A 17,343-nucleotide genomic window follows, 5' to 3' on the forward strand; every position below is an offset into this window, starting at 1 on the left:
AGGAGGATATTGATGGAATTACAAAATGATTTGATTGAAATTATTTCATTAAGTGGAAATGTAAAGAAAAAATTTTTAAAAGCTGTTAAGTATGCGAAAAATGATGAAGCAGAAAAGGCAGAAGAAATTTATCGAGAAGCAGATGATCAATTAATTAATGCTCATCTTAAACAGACAGAATTAATAAAAAAAGAAGCTAATGGAGAAAAAATAGAAAGCAGTTTAATGCTGACACACGCTCAGGATCATTTAATGACAGCCATTTTACTAAGAGACATGGCAAAGGAATTTATGGATTTATATACCAGGCTCGAAAATGAATAAATTTAAGATTAAAAAAGGAGTTGGTAATTTGAGTTTTTTATGGACCACAATTAAAGTTAAAAACTTAAAAGAATCAGTTGAATTTTACCGAGATATTGTTGGTTTAGAGGTTCAGAGGCGGTTTGAGGCTGGCCCGGAGACAAAAATTGTATTTTTAGCAGCTGCAGATGGACAAACAGCTGTCGAACTGATTGATGATCAAAATCAGACTGAAGTAGAGCTTGGAGCAGATATATCTCTGGGATTTGAAGTTGATTCGCTTGCCGAAAAAATGAAATTTGTACAAGAAAAGAACATAGTAATTCAGAGTGGACCTATTTCGCCGAATCCAAAAATTGAGTTTTTCTTTGTATTAGACCCAAATGGTCTCAAAATTCAATTTGTAGAAAACAAATAACTTTTTAACTGCTGCTGGCAATTGCCAGCAGCTTTATTAATTTGTAGTTATTTAGCTAATTTTTAATTATTGAAAATCCTGATTATTTAGCTTGTAATTATTGTCATAATAAATAAACTTTGTTATAATCAGTAACAAATCAGAATTTAGTAGTCTAGGAGGAGAAAAATATGGATTTTAGTGTAACACAAGCATTTAGTATTGTTTTGTTGATTTTGGCAGTTGGTGAGTTGGTATCTATGAAAACAAAGGCAATGATACCATCGGTTTTTGTTTCAGCAGTATTATTTATAATTGGTTTTTGGACAATTTTGCCGGGTGACATAGTAGCTCAGAGTTCTTTTGCGACTCCAGTTGTTTATTTATCAATGTATTTGCTTTTAACTCATATGGGAACTTTAATGAGCTTAAAAGAGCTTTTAGCACAGTGGAAAACATTGGTAATAGCTCTTGCTGGTATAATAGGAATTATAACTTTAACAATGACCATTGGTAATCTTCTATTTGGCTGGGAAAATGTTGTAGCAGCAACCCCACCATTAACTGGAGGAGTAGTAGCTTCTATTTTGATGTCAACAGCAGCCGCCGAAAGGGGCCTAACTTCGATAGCTGTTTTAGCAACAGCAATGTATGTTATTCAGGGCTTTTTTGGCTACCCTATAACATCTTTTCTACTAAAAAAAGAAGCGGGTAGGCTGGCAGATAAAATTAAGAGTGGAGAAATTGAGATGACAAGTACGGGGGAAGAGGAAGCTGACAAAGAAGAAAGTAAATTTAGGATAATTCCTCCCTTACCAGAAAAATATCAAACAACATATGTAATTTTATTTAAATTGGGTCTGGTAGCAGCTTTATCAGTAATGGCCGCTCCGATTTTGCATCTAAATGAATTTGTAGTCTGTATGTTATTTGGAGTTATTGGAAGAGAAATAGGATTTTTAGAAGAAAAAGCACTGGTTAAATCAGGATCTTTTGGTTTTTTAATTACAATTTTAATGGCTTTTATTTTTGCTGGTCTTTCTGATGCTACACCTGAGATGTTAACAGAGATTGCAGTACCTTTATTTGGGATTATTGTACTTGGTATATCAGGGATGGCAGTGGTTTCAGCTTTAGTTGGTAAAGCCTTCGGTTATACAAAGGAAATGTCTATTTCGATAGCTATGACAGCACTTTATGGATTCCCTGCAAATTATATCTTAACTATTGAATCTGCCAGAGCAAATACTAGAAATGATGAAGAATATCAGTATGCTGTAGATGAAATGCTGCCAAAGATGTTGGTAGGTGGATTTGCAACAGTAACTATAGCCTCAGTAATCATTGCCGGTTTCTTTGTTAAGTTACTATAAATTTAAACTTATTTTCAAAATAATTAATATAAGCTAAAATAAGAGAGGAGAGAGTAGATAAAATGTTAACAAAAGTAGAGAGAATAAAAAATGACATAGAAAATTTAAGTCAATTTAATGCAACACCAGGTCAAGGATTAACACGTTTTTCTCTGACTAAAGAGGATCGAGTTGCTAGAAATTATCTAAAAAATGAACTGCAGAAGTTAGATGTAGAAATTTATGAAGACGCTGCAGGTAGTCTGGTTGCTAGAAGAGAAGGTACTGATAAAGATGCACCTGTTGTTATGGTTGGTTCCCATTTTGATTCAGTTAAAAATGGTGGTAATTTTGATGGACCAGCAGGAGTAATTATGGCACTGGAAATTTTAAGAGTGCTTGATGAGAATGATATAAAAAGCAAACATCCCATAGAATTTATAGCAATGATTGAAGAAGAAGGTGGCCGTTTTGGTGGCGGAGTCTTTGGCAGTCGGGCAATGACCGGTCAGGTAGATTATCAGGAACTTTTAGATTTTAAAGATGAAGCTGGAATTTCAATGGCTGAAGCTTTTGAGGACTTTGGTTTTGATCCTAAAAAAATTAAAGAAGCTGAAAGAGATCCCAAAAAACTTAAAGCTTTTATTGAACTTCATATAGAACAGGGGCCTGTTTTAGAAAATGAAGGCAAAGATGTAGGGATAGTAGATTTTATAGTTGGTATTAATCAGATTAGAGTTAAAGTAGAAGGGCGTGCAGATCATGCAGGTACGACTCCAATGGATATGCGCAAAGATGCCCTGTCCTCAGCTGCAGAGGTTATTTCTGAGATTAAAAACTTTGCCTTTGAAGCCGGCTCAGGGACAGTTGCTACAGTGGGCAGTCTTGATGTCAAACCAGGAGCAGCCAATATTGTTCCAGCAGAAGTAGAATTTTCTGTTGATATCAGATCCAAAGAATTAAATTGTATTAAAAAAGTAAGAGCTGAAATTGATCAAGCACTGGCAGATATTGAAACGAAATATGCTGTAGATTATTCGGTCAAAGAGATGTTAATGGTTGAGCCAGTTGAATTGTCAGCAGAAATTTTTAATACATTTAAGAAAGAATCTAAAAAACTAGATTTAAATACTAAAGAAATGATAAGTGGTGCCGGCCATGACGCAATGATAATGGCAGCAATTACCGATGTTGGTTTAATCTTTGTTCCCAGCAAGGATGGTAGAAGCCACACTGCAGAAGAGTGGACTGATTATAAAGATTTACAAAAAGGAATTGAACTTGTTTACCATACGGTTTTAAAGGTTGGTGAAGCTGAATGAGTAGGGTAAAAGAATTAGCAGAAAAGTATTTTGATTATGCTGTATCTATGAGAAGGGAGTTTCACAGACATCCAGAGCCAAGTATGAAAGAAGAAAGAACCTGCAGTCGAGTTATAGAAGAGCTGGAAAGTTTGGGTTTGAAACCAAAAAAAGCTGCAGGGACAGGTGTTGTCTGTGAAATTAAAGGAACTAAAAAAGCTAAAAGTAGTAAAATTGCTGCCTTAAGAGCGGATATGGATGCTTTAGAACTTGAGGAAAAAAATGAGATAGAATATAAATCAGAAAATGAGGGTTTAATGCACGGCTGCGGCCATGATGGTCATACAGCCAGTTTACTAACAGCAGCTAAAATATTAAATAATCTAAAATCAGAATTTGCTGGGACTGTTAAATTGATTTTTCAGCCTGGGGAAGAAATTGCAGTTGGAGCAAAAACTATGGTTGGGGAAGGAATAGTTGAAGATGTGGATGCTATCTTTGGTATTCATGTCTGGAATGACCTAGAAAGCGGAAAAATTTCTGTAGAAGCTGGCCCCAGGATGGCTGCTGTAAATCAATTTATTATTAACGTTAAAGGAAAAGGTGGTCATGGTTCAATGCCATATCAGGGGGTTGATCCCATAATGGCAGGAGCTGCTGTAGTTATGAACTTACAGACTATTGTCAGCAGAGAGTTTGATCCAATGGAGCCTGCTGTTTTAAGTGTGGATATCTTCAATTCAGGTTCAAAAGCTAATGTTTTACCTGAAAACTCTTATTTAGAAGGTACAACTAGATGTTTCAGCAGAGAAATTAACCAGAATTTTGAAGAAATTATAGGTAGGGTTGCTCAAAAAACTGCTGCCAGCTATCGGGCTGAAGCGAAATTAGAGTATAATAAAATGACTCTTCCTTTAATTAATGATCAGGAAATTTCAGCAATTGCACATAAGGCAGCAGCAAAGTTTTCAGGTCAGGGTTCAATAGTTAAATTAGATAAAACAACTGGTGGAGAAGATTTTTCTTTCTTTGCTGCAGAAGTTCCAGCAGCCTTTGCCTTTGTTGGCTCCAAAAACAAAGCTAAAGGTGCTGATGCTCCCCATCATCATCCAGAGTTTAACATAGATGAAGATGCTTTAAAAACTGTTTCTGGATTATATGCACAATTTGCCTTAGACTTTTTAAATAAAGGGGAGGTCGAGTAACAGTGGATTTCAAAAATATATTAGCAGAACAGGAAAAATATGTTCTAGATTTAAGAAGAGAATTTCATATGCACCCTGAAACAAGCTGGAATGAAAAAAGAACATCTAAAAGAATAAAAGAAGAACTAGCAAAAATCGGAATCAGTTATCAGGAATATGCAGATACAGGAGTAGCTGCTGTTATCAAAGGTTCAAATGCTGGTAAAACAGCTGCCCTACGGGCTGATATGGATGCTCTGAAAGTAGAAGAAAAAACTGATTTAGAATTCAAATCAAAAAACGAAGGTATTATGCATGCCTGTGGTCATGACGGCCATACAGCAATGCTTTTAGGTACTGCCAGAGCCCTTTATGAAATTAAAGACCAGCTAGCAGGTAATGTCAAATTAATTTTTCAACCAGCTGAAGAAATGGTACAGGGAGCAGCTAAAATGGTGGAAGAAGGAGTCTTAGACGATGTTGATGGAATTATGGGAATCCACCTCTGGGCTGATCTACCAACAGGTAAAATCAATGTTGAAGCAGGACCGCGTATGGCTTCAGGAGATTATGTGATAGTTGAGTTCACAGGTAAAGGCGGACATGGTTCAATGCCTCATCAGGGAGTTGATCCAATAGTTATGGCTTCTTCATTTGTCTTAGATTCACAGGCGATTTTAAGTAGAGAAACTAATTCTTTAGATCCTGTTGTCTTAACATTTGGTAAAATGAAATCAGGAAGCAGATTTAATGTTATTCCAGATAAAGCAGAAATTGTAGGAACTTTAAGATGTTTTAGCGAAAAAACAAGAGTTCAGGCTTCTAAAGCAATTAAACGTTATGCAGAAAAAACTGCCAAAGCATATAGAGGAGAAGCTGAGGTTACTATACAAAAGGGTACTCCTCCTACAATAAATGACCAAAGAGCTGCAGAAATAGCCCGATCTGCTGCACAAAAAATAATAGCTGCAGAAGATTTAATAGCGATGGACAAAACAACAGGTAGTGAAGATATGGCCTATTATTTAAGAGAAGTTCCTGGAGTGATTGCTTTTGTTGGTGCTGGATTTGAAGATGAAGAGCAGAACTATCCTCATCACAATTCAAAATTTAAGATCAATGAAGATAGTTTAAAAACAGGAACAAGCCTTTATTTTAATTTTGCTCTGGAATTTTTAAGAAAGTTTTGAGCTTAAAATTTTTAGATTATGATTATCCTTACTTATTTTGAAGTTTAGTAGATTGGAATCTTATAAGTAGGGATTTTTTTATTTCAGCAGAAGCACAAATTTTTCCTATTTTTCCTTGTTATTTTTAAAGGATTGTTCTGATTTATCACGAATATATTTATTAAAGTAAATTCCTATATTTTCTAATTTTTACGACATAAATTGACAAAATATTTTGAAAAGAGGTGGCTTAATGGCTGATAAAAACAGAATTTTTAGGATTATAAAAACAATAATGCTTTTAAATGAACCATATAAGCACTGGGAAGCTAAAGATTTTGCTGAATATTTTGAGGTATCTGAAAGAACTTTCCATCGGGACAAGCAGGTGATGGAGGAACTGGGAGTCCCAATTTATTATGATAATCATCTCAAAGAATATAAAATTTTGGATAATTTTCGTTTTAAAGCGCCCAATTTGGACCAAAAAGAGACTGAGGCAGTGCTGTTGGCGGCCAAAGAATATCAAAATCGCAGTTTTCCGATGAAAAAGGAACTGGAATCAGGTCTGGCAAAAGTTTATAATTCTCTGCCAGAATTTTTAAAAAGCAGTATGGGCAGTTATATCAAAAATTATGAGATTATATCTGATCCTTTTGTTGAGCTGGAAAAACACCAGCATAAATTTGATAAGTTAAAGGAAGCTATCAATAAGGAAAAAAGGATAGAAGTCAATTATTATTCAATGAGCAGCAACCAGACAACTAAAAGAAAACTTGATCCCTATAATTTATTTTTCAACAAAGGAGCACCCTATCTTTATGCTTTTTGTCACCTGCGGGCTGAAAAAAGAATATTTAGGATAGATAGAATTAAGGAGCTTAAATTAACAGCAGAAAATTTTGAGCTGCCTGCTGATTTTTCACTTGCAGAAGAGCTTGATAATGCCTGGGGAGTGGAGCAGGGCGAAGAAGAGATGGAAGTAGAAGTTAAATTCAGTGGACGTGCAGCCCGCTTTGTTCCCGAATACCACTGGAATGACAAACAGGAAATTAAAGATATAAGTGAGAATGAGATAGTATTTAAGGTTAAAACCAGCAGCCGGGAAGAGATAAAAAAGTGGATCCTAGGTTATGGGGCAGAAGCAGAGGTGCTGCAGCCAAAGAATTTGAGAGAAGAAATGAAGCAGGAAATAGAAAAGATGCTGGAGAATTATTAAAAAAACAGGTGTACGCGACATCACGGTGTCGGTGGGGGATGGTAAGATGACATTGGAGGTGAGATTATTGGGAAAATTTATTGCTCATACTGAAAATAATGAAAGGAAAACTCATGACTTAAAAGATCACATTTACGGTACTGCAAATAAAGCTAAGAAATTTGCAGACAAATGGTCAATGGGTAATTTAGCATATATAAGTGGTGTGTTACATGATTTAGGGAAATATAGTGATCAATTTCAGGACTACTTAAAAAATAATTCTTCAGGAGTGGAACACGCTATTGCTGGAGCCATATTTGCAAAAAATGATAAGTCAATAAAGTTTTCAAATATATTACCTTTTTTTATTGCTGGACATCATTCAGGGTTACATAATCTTTCAGATTTAAAAAATAGTCTAAAAGAAAAAGCAAATAAAGATTTTGTAAAAAGTAGTATAAATAATTTTAGTAATAATATTAAATTAGATTATAAAGATGATGAAAATATAAATTTTGATATTAAAAATGATCCCTTAGAATTAGAATTCTTAATGAGAATGATGTTTTCTTCTTTAGTGGATGCAGATTATTTAGATACAGAAAAACATTTTGATTTAAATAAATATTCTTTAAGAAATATAAATAATTATGATATTAAAAAATTATGGAAGAAATTCAGTGAAAATCAAAATAAATTAATGAAAGAGGCTGAAGATAGTAAATTAAATAATTTTAGAAATAATATTTATCAATCAGTATTAAATAAAGCAGCACAGAAGAATAATTTTTTTAGTTTAACAGTCCCTACAGGGGGAGGAAAGACTAGAACCGGTTTAGGATTTGCATTAAAACATGCAAAATTTAATAATATGGATAGAGTTATTGTTGTTATACCATATACCAATATTATTGAACAAACTGCTAAAACTTATAAAGAAATTTTAGGAGAAGAAAATATTTTAGAGCATCACTCTAATTTTGATTTTAACGAAAATGAAGAAAAATATAATAAAGAAAAAATTAAATTGGCAACTGAAAATTGGGATATGCCAGTAGTTGTGACAACTTCTGTTCAATTTTTTGAAAGTTTATTTTCACATAAGACAAGCAAGTTAAGAAAATTGCATAATCTAGCAAATTCAGTAATTATATTTGATGAAGTTCAAACTTTACCACCTGAGTATTTAAATTCAATTTTACAGGTTTTAAAACAATTAGTAAAAAATTATAATTCTTCAATTGTATTTTCAACAGCTACTCAGCCAGCTTTTGGAGATAGAGATAATTTTAATGGTATAAAAAATATAGAAGAACTTGTTCCAGACACTGATAATTTATTTCGAAATTTAGCAAGAGTTGAATATGATCTAACTTATATTGAAAAGAAATTAAGTTGGAATCAGGTAGCTGAACTAATGTTAGAAGAAGAACAGGCACTAACTGTAGTAAATACAAAAGATGATACTAAAGAGCTTTATTCTAGATTAAGTAAAAAAGCAGAAAATGTTTATCATCTATCAACTTATATGTGTTCTGCACATCGCAAAATTATTTTAAATGAGGTGAAAGAAAAATTAGATAATAATGAAAGTTGTTACTTGATTTCTACTCAATTAATAGAAGCAGGAGTTGATATTGATTTTCCACTGGTTTTAAGAGCAATGGCTCCACTTGACAGTATTGTGCAGGCTGCTGGAAGATGTAATAGAGAAAATAAACTAAAAAAAGGGAAAGTAATTGTCTTTACCCCCCAAGAAAATAAGTTACCAAAGGGAATTTATAAAACTGCTACTGATAAAAGTAAACTCTTTTTAAATGATCCTGATCAATTACTGACAGCAGAAATTTTTCTGGATTATTTTGATACATTATACAAAGATGTAAATTTAGACAAGAAGAAAATTAATGAATCAAGAAAAAGTTTTAAATTTCGCGAAGTAAGCAGACAATTTAAAATTATACCTGATGACACTGTAAATGTTATTATTGAAAATAATGATATAGTTGATCAACTGCCGGTTAATTTAAATATAATCAAAGATAAAGAATTCATCAGTAGAGAGGAATGGCGCAAATTACAGCCTTATATTATTTCGATTAGAAAATATAAAGTAAATGATTTATTAAAAGAGGGTATGCTTTACGAACTGCTGGAAGAGGTTTATGTCTGGACTGGAAAGTATGATACAAAAGAAGGAATAATATTAGATGGGTATGATTTTAATGATTATGTACAATAATTCTATAAAGGAGGTGAAAAAGTTTGGAAGATTTTAAATTTGATCCTGTAAAAGTAAAAGTCTGGGGAGAATTGGCCTGTTTTACCAGGCCAGATATGAAAGTTGAAAGAGTCAGTTATCAAGTAATGACTCCATCCGCAGCTCGTGGGATATTGTCGTCAATTTTTTGGAAACCTGAATTTGATTGGGTGATTCAAAAAATACAAGTTTTAAATCCAATCAGACATATTTCTATAAGGAGAAATGAAGTAAAAAGCAAAATATCACCTGGAAGTGTAAAGCAGTGGATGAAAAAGAAAGATCATGACCATTATTATGCTGATAAAGATAGAACCCAAAGGAACACTCTAGCTTTAAGAGATGTGAGTTATATAATTGAGGCAAATGTCAGACTAAAAAAGCATGCTAAAAATGAACATCCTGCCAAATATCGAGATCAGTTTAGAAGGAGAGTAAATAATGGAAGCTGTTATAAAAGACCTTTTTTAGGTAATAGAGAATTTGCAGCTTTTTTTGCTCCAGTAGATGGTTCTGAAACAGCTATTGATTATACTGACCAATTAGGAAGAATGCTATTTGATTTAAATTATAATATTGATGATGAGAGAGCAAAACCTGTTTTTTTCAATGCAGAACTAAATAATGGTGTGCTGAATGTTCCTGTAGAAAAGTATAAAGAAGTCTGGAGGAATAAATAATGATATTAGAAAAATTGTGTGAATTTGCAGAAACAGTTGAAGATTTTCCTCCACTTCATTTCACAAAAAAATCTTTAGATTGGTTAATTGAAATTAATGAAGCTGGAGAATTAATGGGGTTTACTGATGTGAGTGATGAAGGTAAAATATATTTATTCGCAGAAAATTTAATTGGAAGATCTGGACGAGCTGTACGACCAATTTTATTTGGAGATAAAGCTAAATATATTTTCGGTAATACAGAGGGAAAAGAATTATCAAATAGGCAGAAAAAATTAAAAAAATCCTTCTATGAGTTGACTGATAATTGTTATGAGTCGACAAATTCGAATAAAGTAAAAGCAGTACTAGATTTTCTTGATAATTATAATATATCTCAATTAGAAAATTATGAAGAAATTGATGATAATGATTGGATGGCATTTCGAGTAAATGGAGAAGATCTTTTAGATTGTCAAGAAATAAGAAGTTACTGGCAGAAAAGGCAGAATGAAGTTGCTAAGGATAGAACAGATATGATTTCAGAATGCTTAGTCTGTGGAGATGAGAAAGCAATAGCAGATAGACATACAGAAAAATTAAAACTAAGTAGAATTGGTGGGCACGGCAGGGGTAATCCCTTGATTTCAGCTAATGTAGAATCTTTTGAATCATATGGTTTAAAAGAATCAAGGATAGCTCCAGTGTGTTTCGATTGTGCTACTCAATATGGTAGAGCAGCAAATTATTTAATAGCAAAAAAAGATCATCGTTTAAAAATAGGAGATATATTATATATCTTTTGGACTAAAAATAATTTAGAGTTTAATGGTTTTGAACTATTAGAAAACCCAGAAGAAAATGAACTTAGAGATTTTTTGAACTCATTTAGAAGTGGAAAAAAATCTTATATTGATGATGAAGAATTTTACTGTCTGGCTTTAAGTGCAAATAACAGCCGGACTGTAGTAAGAGATTGGATAAGTACAACCATTAAAAATGTTGAAGAGAATATTAATAATTATTTTAGAGAAATGAAGTTGGATGATAATAAATCAGACAGATATTATGGGATAAATAGTTTAGTTAGTCAGACAGCTTTTAAATTCGATGATATTAAACCAATAGTGGCAGAATCTTTAGCTTCATATGCTATTAAAGGAAATTCGCTGGTAGAGGCGGTTTTATTTAATACAGTTAAACGAATAAAAGCAGATGTTGAGTTTCGCGTAACTAGACCAAGAGCTTCTTTGTTAAAAATGTATTTTAATTCTCATCCTGAAGGGGGCATAAAAGTGAAAAAAAAATTAAATAAAAAAGAGAATAATCCAGCTTATTTATGTGGTCGTCTATTTAGTGTTATAGAAATTATTCAGAAAAAAGCATTACCAGGAATTAAATCCACAATTGTCGATAGATATTATGGAACTGCTTCATCAGCTCCAGCTTCAGTTTTTGGTAATCTGATTAGAAAAGCCCAGCATCATTTAGCAAAATTAAGGAAAGAAGAAAGTACTACAGGGATGTATTACTGGCTGCAGTCTGAATTGGAAGATATTATGGTAGAACTTAATGATTTTCCGGCAACACTATCACTTAAAGAACAGGGTTTATTTGCACTTGGATATTATCAGCAGAAAGCATATCGTCCAGAAAAAGATAAAGAGGGGGAAAATTAAATGATTTATAGTAATCCAGAAAAAAGACATGATTTTATTCTTATATTTGATGTAAAAGACGGAAATCCAAATGGTGATCCGGATGCAGGTAATCTACCGCGAGTAGATCCCGAAACGATGCAGGGACTAGTTTCAGATGTTAGTTTAAAAAGAAAAGTTAGAAACTGGGTAGCATTAACTCAAGATGAGAATATTTATGTTGAAAATGAAGGGGTTTTATATAATCAACAGGAACTTGCTTATCAAGATCTAGAATTAGATGAAAAAGCTAATGACCGTGATTCAATTGATTATGCTAGAGATTGGATGTGTAAGAACTTCTATGATGTGAGGACATTTGGTGCTGTGATGAGTACCAGTAAATTTAATTGTGGCCAGGTTCAGGGGCCATTTCAATTAACTTTTGCAAGATCTGTAGATCCAATAGTTCCAATGGATCTATCAATTACAAGAGTAGCAGTAACTAAACCTGAAGATGCTCGAAAACAAAGTTCTGATGATGAAGGTGAAAGTTCTAATAAAATAACTGAAATGGGAAGAAAAACTATGATTCCTTATGGCTTATATGTAGCTCATGGTTTTTATAACCCATATTTTGCAGATAATACAGGTGTAACAGAAGAGGATTTAGAAATATTCTGGGAATCATTAGTTAAAATGTGGGATTTAGATCGTTCTGCAAGCAGAGGAATGATGGCCTGTCGAGGTTTATATGTCTTTACACATGAAGATAAAACTGGAAATGCTCCTGCAAATAAATTATTTGATTTAATAAATGTTTCTAAAAAAGATAATGTTGAAACTCCAAGAGCATTTAATGATTATCAAGTATATATAGAAAATGATTTACCTGATAAAATTACACTTTCTAAAATATTGGATTAATAAAAATGGATAATCAATATTTTGAATGGCAAAAAATATCTTCAATCCCCATATCAGCTTTACAGCATTATATATATTGCCCCAGACAGTTCGCATTGATTCATATTGAAGAAATTTATGAAGAAAATATGTTTACAATTCAGGGCAATATAGTCCATAAAAGAGTTGATAATGAAAAAAATTATTATAATAAGGACAAAAAGGTGGAAAATAGCTTACCACTTTGGTCAGAAAAATATGGCTTATATGGGATTGCAGATACTGTTGAATTTGAGGGAGATAAAATAATTCCTGTTGAATTTAAAAGTGGTAAGAAAAAGAAAAAATTAGCTGACGATATTCAGTTAGCTGCCCAGGCTATCTGTCTTGAAGAAATGTTTTCTACAGAAATAACGTCTGGCTATATTTATTATGATAAATCAAGAAAACGAAGAGAAGTTGTTTTAGATGAAAAGTTAAGAAAGAAATTAACGGATAATATTTCTTCTGTTAGAGAATTATTAATCAGCAAAAACACACCACAACCGGTAAATGATCAAAGATGTAATAATTGTTCGCTAAAAGATTACTGTTTACCTGATTTAGCAAGTAGAATAGAAAATTATCTTAAGGAGTTAAAATAATGGCTCATCATATTAAAAATACATTATATATTACTAATCCTGAATCTTATTTAAGAAAAAAACATGATGTAATAATAGTTGAAGTTGAGAAAAAAGAAAAAATAAGAATTCCAGGACATCATTTAGGAAGTATTATCTTGTTTGGAAGATCTAAAATAAGTCATTATGCTCTTGATTGGTGCATAAAAAATGGTGTTGCAGTAACTAGGGTTACTAGAGTAGGACGTTATATTGGAAATTGGGCTGGACCTGTTAAAGGTAATGTTTTATTAAGAGTTGAACAATTTGATAAATATAAAGATGAAAATGAAAAATGTAAATTAAGTCAGAGTTTTATTAAAGGTAAAATTTATAATCAAAGATCTATGCTTTTAAGAAGTGCAAGAGATATTAGTGATGAAAAAACAGAAAAATCACTTCGTAAAAATGCTACAAAGTTAGATAGAATATTGAACATAATTGATGACAGCGATAATGTTGATCAGGTAAGAGGTTTTGAAGGTATTGCAGCTAAGAATTATTTTTCTGTATTTGATGAAATGATTATAAATAAAAATGATTTATTTAAATTCGAAAAACGGACTAAAAGACCTCCAAGGGATATTATTAATGCTATGCTTTCTTATCTTTATGTTATATTAAATCATGATTGTAGAACTGCATTAGAAGCAGTTGGTTTAGATCCTCAAATCGGTTTTTTACATGAGATAAGACCTGGCAAACCAGCTTTAGCGCTAGATTTAATGGAAGAATTAAGACCAATAATGGTGGAAAGATTAGTGTTAACTATGATTAATAGAAAACAGGTTAATAAAAATGATTTTGAATTTAAAACTGGTGGAGCAGTAGAAATGAAAAATGAATTTCGAAAAAAATTAATACAACAATATCAAGAGAAGAAACAAAATGAAATTAAACATTCTCTTTTGGATAGAGTAATTCCTTATGGTTTAATTCCTTTTATACAGGCAAGGTTATTGGCAAGAAGATTAAGAGGAGATGTTGAGGAATACCCACCATTTATTTATCAGTAAAGGTGTGATAAAATTGATGTATGTTCTGGCATACGATATTTCAACTGAAAATGCTAACGGCAGAAAAAGGTTGAGAAAAGTTGCTGAAACCTGTGAAAATTATGGACAGAGAGTTCAAAAATCAGTTTTTGAATTTCAATTAGATGACAAAAAATTTCTAATGATGAGAAATGAAGTATTGGAGTTAATGAACAAGAAAAAAGATAATATTAGGATCTATAAAATAATTGCTCCAAAAGATAATTATGTAGAAGAACATGGGAATTTTAAGTCTGTAGATTATGATAATGATACACTGTTAATTTAATTTGCGAAGGGGGAGTGTTTGTTAAATTACTGCTTCTTTCGCAAATGATTATAAATACTAATCTAAAAGGCATTTGAAGGAGATGAAGTAAAATGATTTTATTCTTTGTGGAGGTGATAATGGATATTCGCAAAATAGGCTTTATGAATCTTGATTTAACAGGGCTAATTTAGCCTGCTATTGCAGTCCCCTTTGTTGGGGGCTGAGAATTGAAACATCTAATATTTTGTGTGCTTCCTCTTTAGTTAGATTGCAGTCCCCTTTGTTGGGGGCTGAGAATTGAAACATCAACCTGTTCTTCTCCCATAAAAGTTTCCCCAAATTGCAGTCCCCTTTGTTGGGGGCTGAGAATTGAAACAAATCTATTAGGACAGTTAACTATATGAACTCTAATTGCAGTCCCCTTTGTTGGGGGCTGAGAATTGAAACAATACCATATTAATTTTATCAAACATTTTCTTAAATTGCAGTCCCCTTTGTTGGGGGCTGAGAATTGAAACAGCATAACTATAACTACCACAAGGATCAACAAAAATTGCAGTCCCCTTTGTTGGGGGCTGAGAATTGAAACTAATTGCTGGCCAGGGTAGTGGGGCTGATAGACAATTGCAGTCCCCTTTGTTGGGGGCTGAGAATTGAAACATCTATTCCCACTTCATTTTCTAAAGTTTCAACATATTGCAGTCCCCTTTGTTGGGGGCTGAGAATTGAAACTTTTTCATCTCTAAAAATACCAGTTGACCAATCAACATTGCAGTCCCCTTTGTTGGGGGCTGAGAATTGAAACAAGCCGATTATCACGAATCTAATCAAGAGACTTGATTGCAGTCCCCTTTGTTGGGGGCTGAGAATTGAAACTTAACAGAATGAAGTGGTCAGAATTCAAAAGTAGATTGCAGTCCCCTTTGTTGGGGGCTGAGAATTGAAACAGGTAAACAATATTCACAGATCGGATCTTTGGATAGATTGCAGTCCCCTTTGTTGGGGGCTGAGAATTGAAACCTGATCTAGTGTGGAGTGCTGAAGGAGAGCTTGAATTGCAGTCCCCTTTGTTGGGGGCTGAGAATTGAAACAGATCGTACACAAATATCTCTCAATGGAAATGGTATTGCAGTCCCCTTTGTTGGGGGCTGAGAATTGAAACTCATTGTAGCCAGTAATCTATTTAAAGCAATTTGATTGCAGTCCCCTTTGTTGGGGGCTGAGAATTGAAACTCCATATTTATCAGAGTCCCTGACTAAAAAACAAATTGCAGTCCCCTTTGTTGGGGGCTGAGAATTGAAACAAACTATATTGCATCATGTTGACGGTTTAACATACATTGCAGTCCCCTTTGTTGGGGGCTGAGAATTGAAACACAACCTAAACAATTTGATTTGACTGTATTATCAATTGCAGTCCCCTTTGTTGGGGGCTGAGAATTGAAACCAGTCCACCCTCCTGGTGGCAGCGAGAAGAATGAATTGCAGTCCCCTTTGTTGGGGGCTGAGAATTGAAACCATATAAGAAACTGCAGGAAGGGCTGAAATTTAGAATTGCAGTCCCCTTTGTTGGGGGCTGAGAATTGAAACTCGTCAACTTCTATCTCAGAACCAGCAGTACTTCATTGCAGTCCCCTTTGTTGGGGGCTGAGAATTGAAACAAATTAAGAAGTCAGAGAATAATGGAAGAAAATACAATTGCAGTCCCCTTTGTTGGGGGCTGAGAATTGAAACAAATACCTGGTCAGTCAAATTATAATTCTGGCCATCAATTGCAGTCCCCTTTGTTGGGGGCTGAGAATTGAAACAAGACATGTTGGCATTGATAGGACAACACTTTCTAATTGCAGTCCCCTTTGTTGGGGGCTGAGAATTGAAACTTTCAATCCATTATGGAAGTTGGACAAAGAAACTGATTGCAGTCCCCTTTGTTGGGGGCTGAGAATTGAAACGTCAGCAGTTTTTTGCCAATAAGAGAGTTGAATTAATTGCAGTCCCCTTTGTTGGGGGCTGAGAATTGAAACGATTTATCACACGACAATATACCTACTGTAGGAATTGCAGTCCCCTTTGTTGGGGGCTGAGAATTGAAACCCTCTACAGCCCTGCGTTGAGCTTCTAATTCCATATTGCAGTCCCCTTTGTTGGGGGCTGAGAATTGAAACTTTCTAAGCCCTCCATAAAGCCCACAAGTTCAGTATTGCAGTCCCCTTTGTTGGGGGCTGAGAATTGAAACTAGCTGACTTATACAATGCCTCAGCAGAAGGAAGTATTGCAGTCCCCTTTGTTGGGGGCTGAGAATTGAAACATAATATTAATATTATCCTGAATATAACCAAAAGATTGCAGTCCCCTTTGTTGGGGGCTGAGAATTGAAACAGAAAAGAACTAAACAAATATCCAGATGTATCTCATTGCAGTCCCCTTTGTTGGGGGCTGAGAATTGAAACCTCTAAGGTTAGCCATTGTTGGCCGCTTACCTTGCATTGCAGTCCCCTTTGTTGGGGGCTGAGAATTGAAACAATCAGGATATATCGAGCTGGGATGTAAGTAGTGATTGCAGTCCCCTTTGTTGGGGGCTGAGAATTGAAACCATAACTATACTTGGAGTCAAACTAATATTATCAATTGCAGTCCCCTTTGTTGGGGGCTGAGAATTGAAACTGAATTGTACCATCACCATTAAGAAACTCTCTTGTCTTGAATTATTCATAACAACCACGAAATAAATTATCAGTACTAATATAGCAAAATTCTATCAAAATATTATTTTCACCCAGTGGGTGAAAAAGTTTTTATTAAGATTTTTCTCTAAAAATATAGAAAAAGGAGCCTCTTTCCTTTATAATAATAGTAACGACCAAATTAAAAGGAGGGACTCCGTATGGTTACTATAACTGGAAAAAAAATAGATTTCAAGTCAAATTTAAAAATAAATTTTAATGGTAGTGATTTAACATCAAATTCCGGCATGCTGATGATGCAGATGATCTACGGTTTGATTTTT

At 33.7% G+C, this 17,343-nt stretch carries 14 protein-coding genes and 1 CRISPR repeat array; all 14 genes read left to right on the forward strand.

All coding sequences use genetic code 11. The features are described 5' to 3' along the window. Positions 1 to 12: 12 nt before the first annotated feature. Positions 13 to 324: a PTS sugar transporter subunit IIA gene (locus tag C7954_RS05170; RefSeq protein ID WP_166635235.1), complete on the forward strand. Its 312-nt coding sequence runs from the start codon at positions 13 to 15 to the stop codon at positions 322 to 324. 28 nt (positions 325 to 352) lie between these two features. Continuing rightward, a complete protein-coding gene (locus C7954_RS05175) occupies positions 353 to 721 on the forward strand; it encodes a VOC family protein (protein ID WP_089716832.1) in 369 nt (122 codons plus the stop codon). Positions 722 to 891: 170 nt separating this feature from the next. Beyond that, entirely contained in the window at positions 892 to 2,073 is a 1,182-nt protein-coding gene (locus C7954_RS05180; protein WP_089716800.1) for a hypothetical protein, read from the forward strand. Positions 2,074 to 2,135: 62 nt separating this feature from the next. After that, the gene (locus tag C7954_RS05185) at positions 2,136 to 3,374 is read left to right on the forward strand and encodes a M20 family metallo-hydrolase (protein ID WP_134058965.1); all 1,239 of its coding nucleotides are present in this window, start codon (positions 2,136 to 2,138) and stop codon (positions 3,372 to 3,374) included. Further along, positions 3,371 to 4,558: a M20 family metallopeptidase gene (locus C7954_RS05190; protein WP_134058968.1), complete on the forward strand. Its 1,188-nt coding sequence runs from the start codon at positions 3,371 to 3,373 to the stop codon at positions 4,556 to 4,558. Before C7954_RS05185 ends, C7954_RS05190 begins: the two co-directional genes overlap by 4 nt. 2 nt (positions 4,559 to 4,560) lie before the next feature. Further along, positions 4,561 to 5,727: a M20 family metallopeptidase gene (locus C7954_RS05195; RefSeq protein WP_134058971.1), complete on the forward strand. Its 1,167-nt coding sequence runs from the start codon at positions 4,561 to 4,563 to the stop codon at positions 5,725 to 5,727. A 232-nt stretch (positions 5,728 to 5,959) separates the two neighbouring features. Next, positions 5,960 to 6,925: a helix-turn-helix transcriptional regulator gene (locus tag C7954_RS05200; RefSeq protein WP_133618257.1), complete on the forward strand. Its 966-nt coding sequence runs from the start codon at positions 5,960 to 5,962 to the stop codon at positions 6,923 to 6,925. A 67-nt stretch (positions 6,926 to 6,992) separates the two neighbouring features. Continuing rightward, the gene (cas3, locus tag C7954_RS05205; protein WP_166667681.1) at positions 6,993 to 9,149 is read left to right on the forward strand and encodes a CRISPR-associated helicase Cas3'; all 2,157 of its coding nucleotides are present in this window, start codon (positions 6,993 to 6,995) and stop codon (positions 9,147 to 9,149) included. Between the two features lie 23 nt (positions 9,150 to 9,172). Further along, on the forward strand, positions 9,173 to 9,847 hold the full coding sequence (gene cas5c / locus C7954_RS05210; protein WP_110301019.1) for a type I-C CRISPR-associated protein Cas5c: 675 nt from the start codon (positions 9,173 to 9,175) through the stop codon (positions 9,845 to 9,847). Continuing rightward, positions 9,847 to 11,505 carry a type I-C CRISPR-associated protein Cas8c/Csd1 gene (gene cas8c, locus C7954_RS05215; RefSeq protein ID WP_134058977.1) on the forward strand — a complete coding sequence of 553 codons (1,659 nt, stop codon included), beginning with the start codon at positions 9,847 to 9,849 and terminating at the stop codon, positions 11,503 to 11,505. The genes cas5c and cas8c overlap by 1 nt, the downstream gene beginning before the upstream one ends. After that, complete coding sequence (gene cas7c, locus C7954_RS05220; protein ID WP_089719412.1) at positions 11,506 to 12,390, forward strand: type I-C CRISPR-associated protein Cas7/Csd2; 885 nt, start codon at positions 11,506 to 11,508, stop codon at positions 12,388 to 12,390. A gap of 5 nt (positions 12,391 to 12,395) precedes the next feature. Further along, a complete protein-coding gene (gene cas4 / locus C7954_RS05225) occupies positions 12,396 to 13,013 on the forward strand; it encodes a CRISPR-associated protein Cas4 (protein ID WP_134058980.1) in 618 nt (205 codons plus the stop codon). Further along, positions 13,013 to 14,047 carry a type I-C CRISPR-associated endonuclease Cas1c gene (gene cas1c / locus C7954_RS05230; protein ID WP_134058983.1) on the forward strand — a complete coding sequence of 345 codons (1,035 nt, stop codon included), beginning with the start codon at positions 13,013 to 13,015 and terminating at the stop codon, positions 14,045 to 14,047. Before cas4 ends, cas1c begins: the two co-directional genes overlap by 1 nt. Positions 14,048 to 14,063: 16 nt before the next feature. Beyond that, entirely contained in the window at positions 14,064 to 14,354 is a 291-nt protein-coding gene (cas2, locus tag C7954_RS05235; RefSeq protein WP_089719418.1) for a CRISPR-associated endonuclease Cas2, read from the forward strand. A 179-nt stretch (positions 14,355 to 14,533) separates the two neighbouring features. Further along, positions 14,534 to 17,000: a CRISPR direct-repeat array (repeat unit 37 nt; unit sequence ATTGCAGTCCCCTTTGTTGGGGGCTGAGAATTGAAAC). The last annotated feature ends 343 nt before the right edge of the window (positions 17,001 to 17,343 follow it).

The organism is Halanaerobium congolense (assembly GCF_004366375.1).
GTDB classification, from domain to species: domain Bacteria; phylum Bacillota; class Halanaerobiia; order Halanaerobiales; family Halanaerobiaceae; genus Halanaerobium; species Halanaerobium congolense.

What these genes read in the sequence shown, in the direction of transcription:
- C7954_RS05170 (WP_166635235.1), top strand. Translation starts at nt 13, where the DNA reads ATGGAATTACAAAATGATTTGATTGAAATTATTTCATTAAGTGGAAAT.
- C7954_RS05180 (WP_089716800.1), top strand. Translation starts at nt 892, where the DNA reads ATGGATTTTAGTGTAACACAAGCATTTAGTATTGTTTTGTTGATTTTG.
- C7954_RS05185 (WP_134058965.1), top strand. Translation starts at nt 2,136, where the DNA reads ATGTTAACAAAAGTAGAGAGAATAAAAAATGACATAGAAAATTTAAGT.
- C7954_RS05190 (WP_134058968.1), top strand. Translation starts at nt 3,371, where the DNA reads ATGAGTAGGGTAAAAGAATTAGCAGAAAAGTATTTTGATTATGCTGTA.
- C7954_RS05200 (WP_133618257.1), top strand. Translation starts at nt 5,960, where the DNA reads ATGGCTGATAAAAACAGAATTTTTAGGATTATAAAAACAATAATGCTT.
- cas8c (WP_134058977.1), top strand. Translation starts at nt 9,847, where the DNA reads ATGATATTAGAAAAATTGTGTGAATTTGCAGAAACAGTTGAAGATTTT.
- cas7c (WP_089719412.1), top strand. Translation starts at nt 11,506, where the DNA reads ATGATTTATAGTAATCCAGAAAAAAGACATGATTTTATTCTTATATTT.
- cas4 (WP_134058980.1), top strand. Translation starts at nt 12,396, where the DNA reads ATGGATAATCAATATTTTGAATGGCAAAAAATATCTTCAATCCCCATA.
- cas1c (WP_134058983.1), top strand. Translation starts at nt 13,013, where the DNA reads ATGGCTCATCATATTAAAAATACATTATATATTACTAATCCTGAATCT.
- cas2 (WP_089719418.1), top strand. Translation starts at nt 14,064, where the DNA reads ATGTATGTTCTGGCATACGATATTTCAACTGAAAATGCTAACGGCAGA.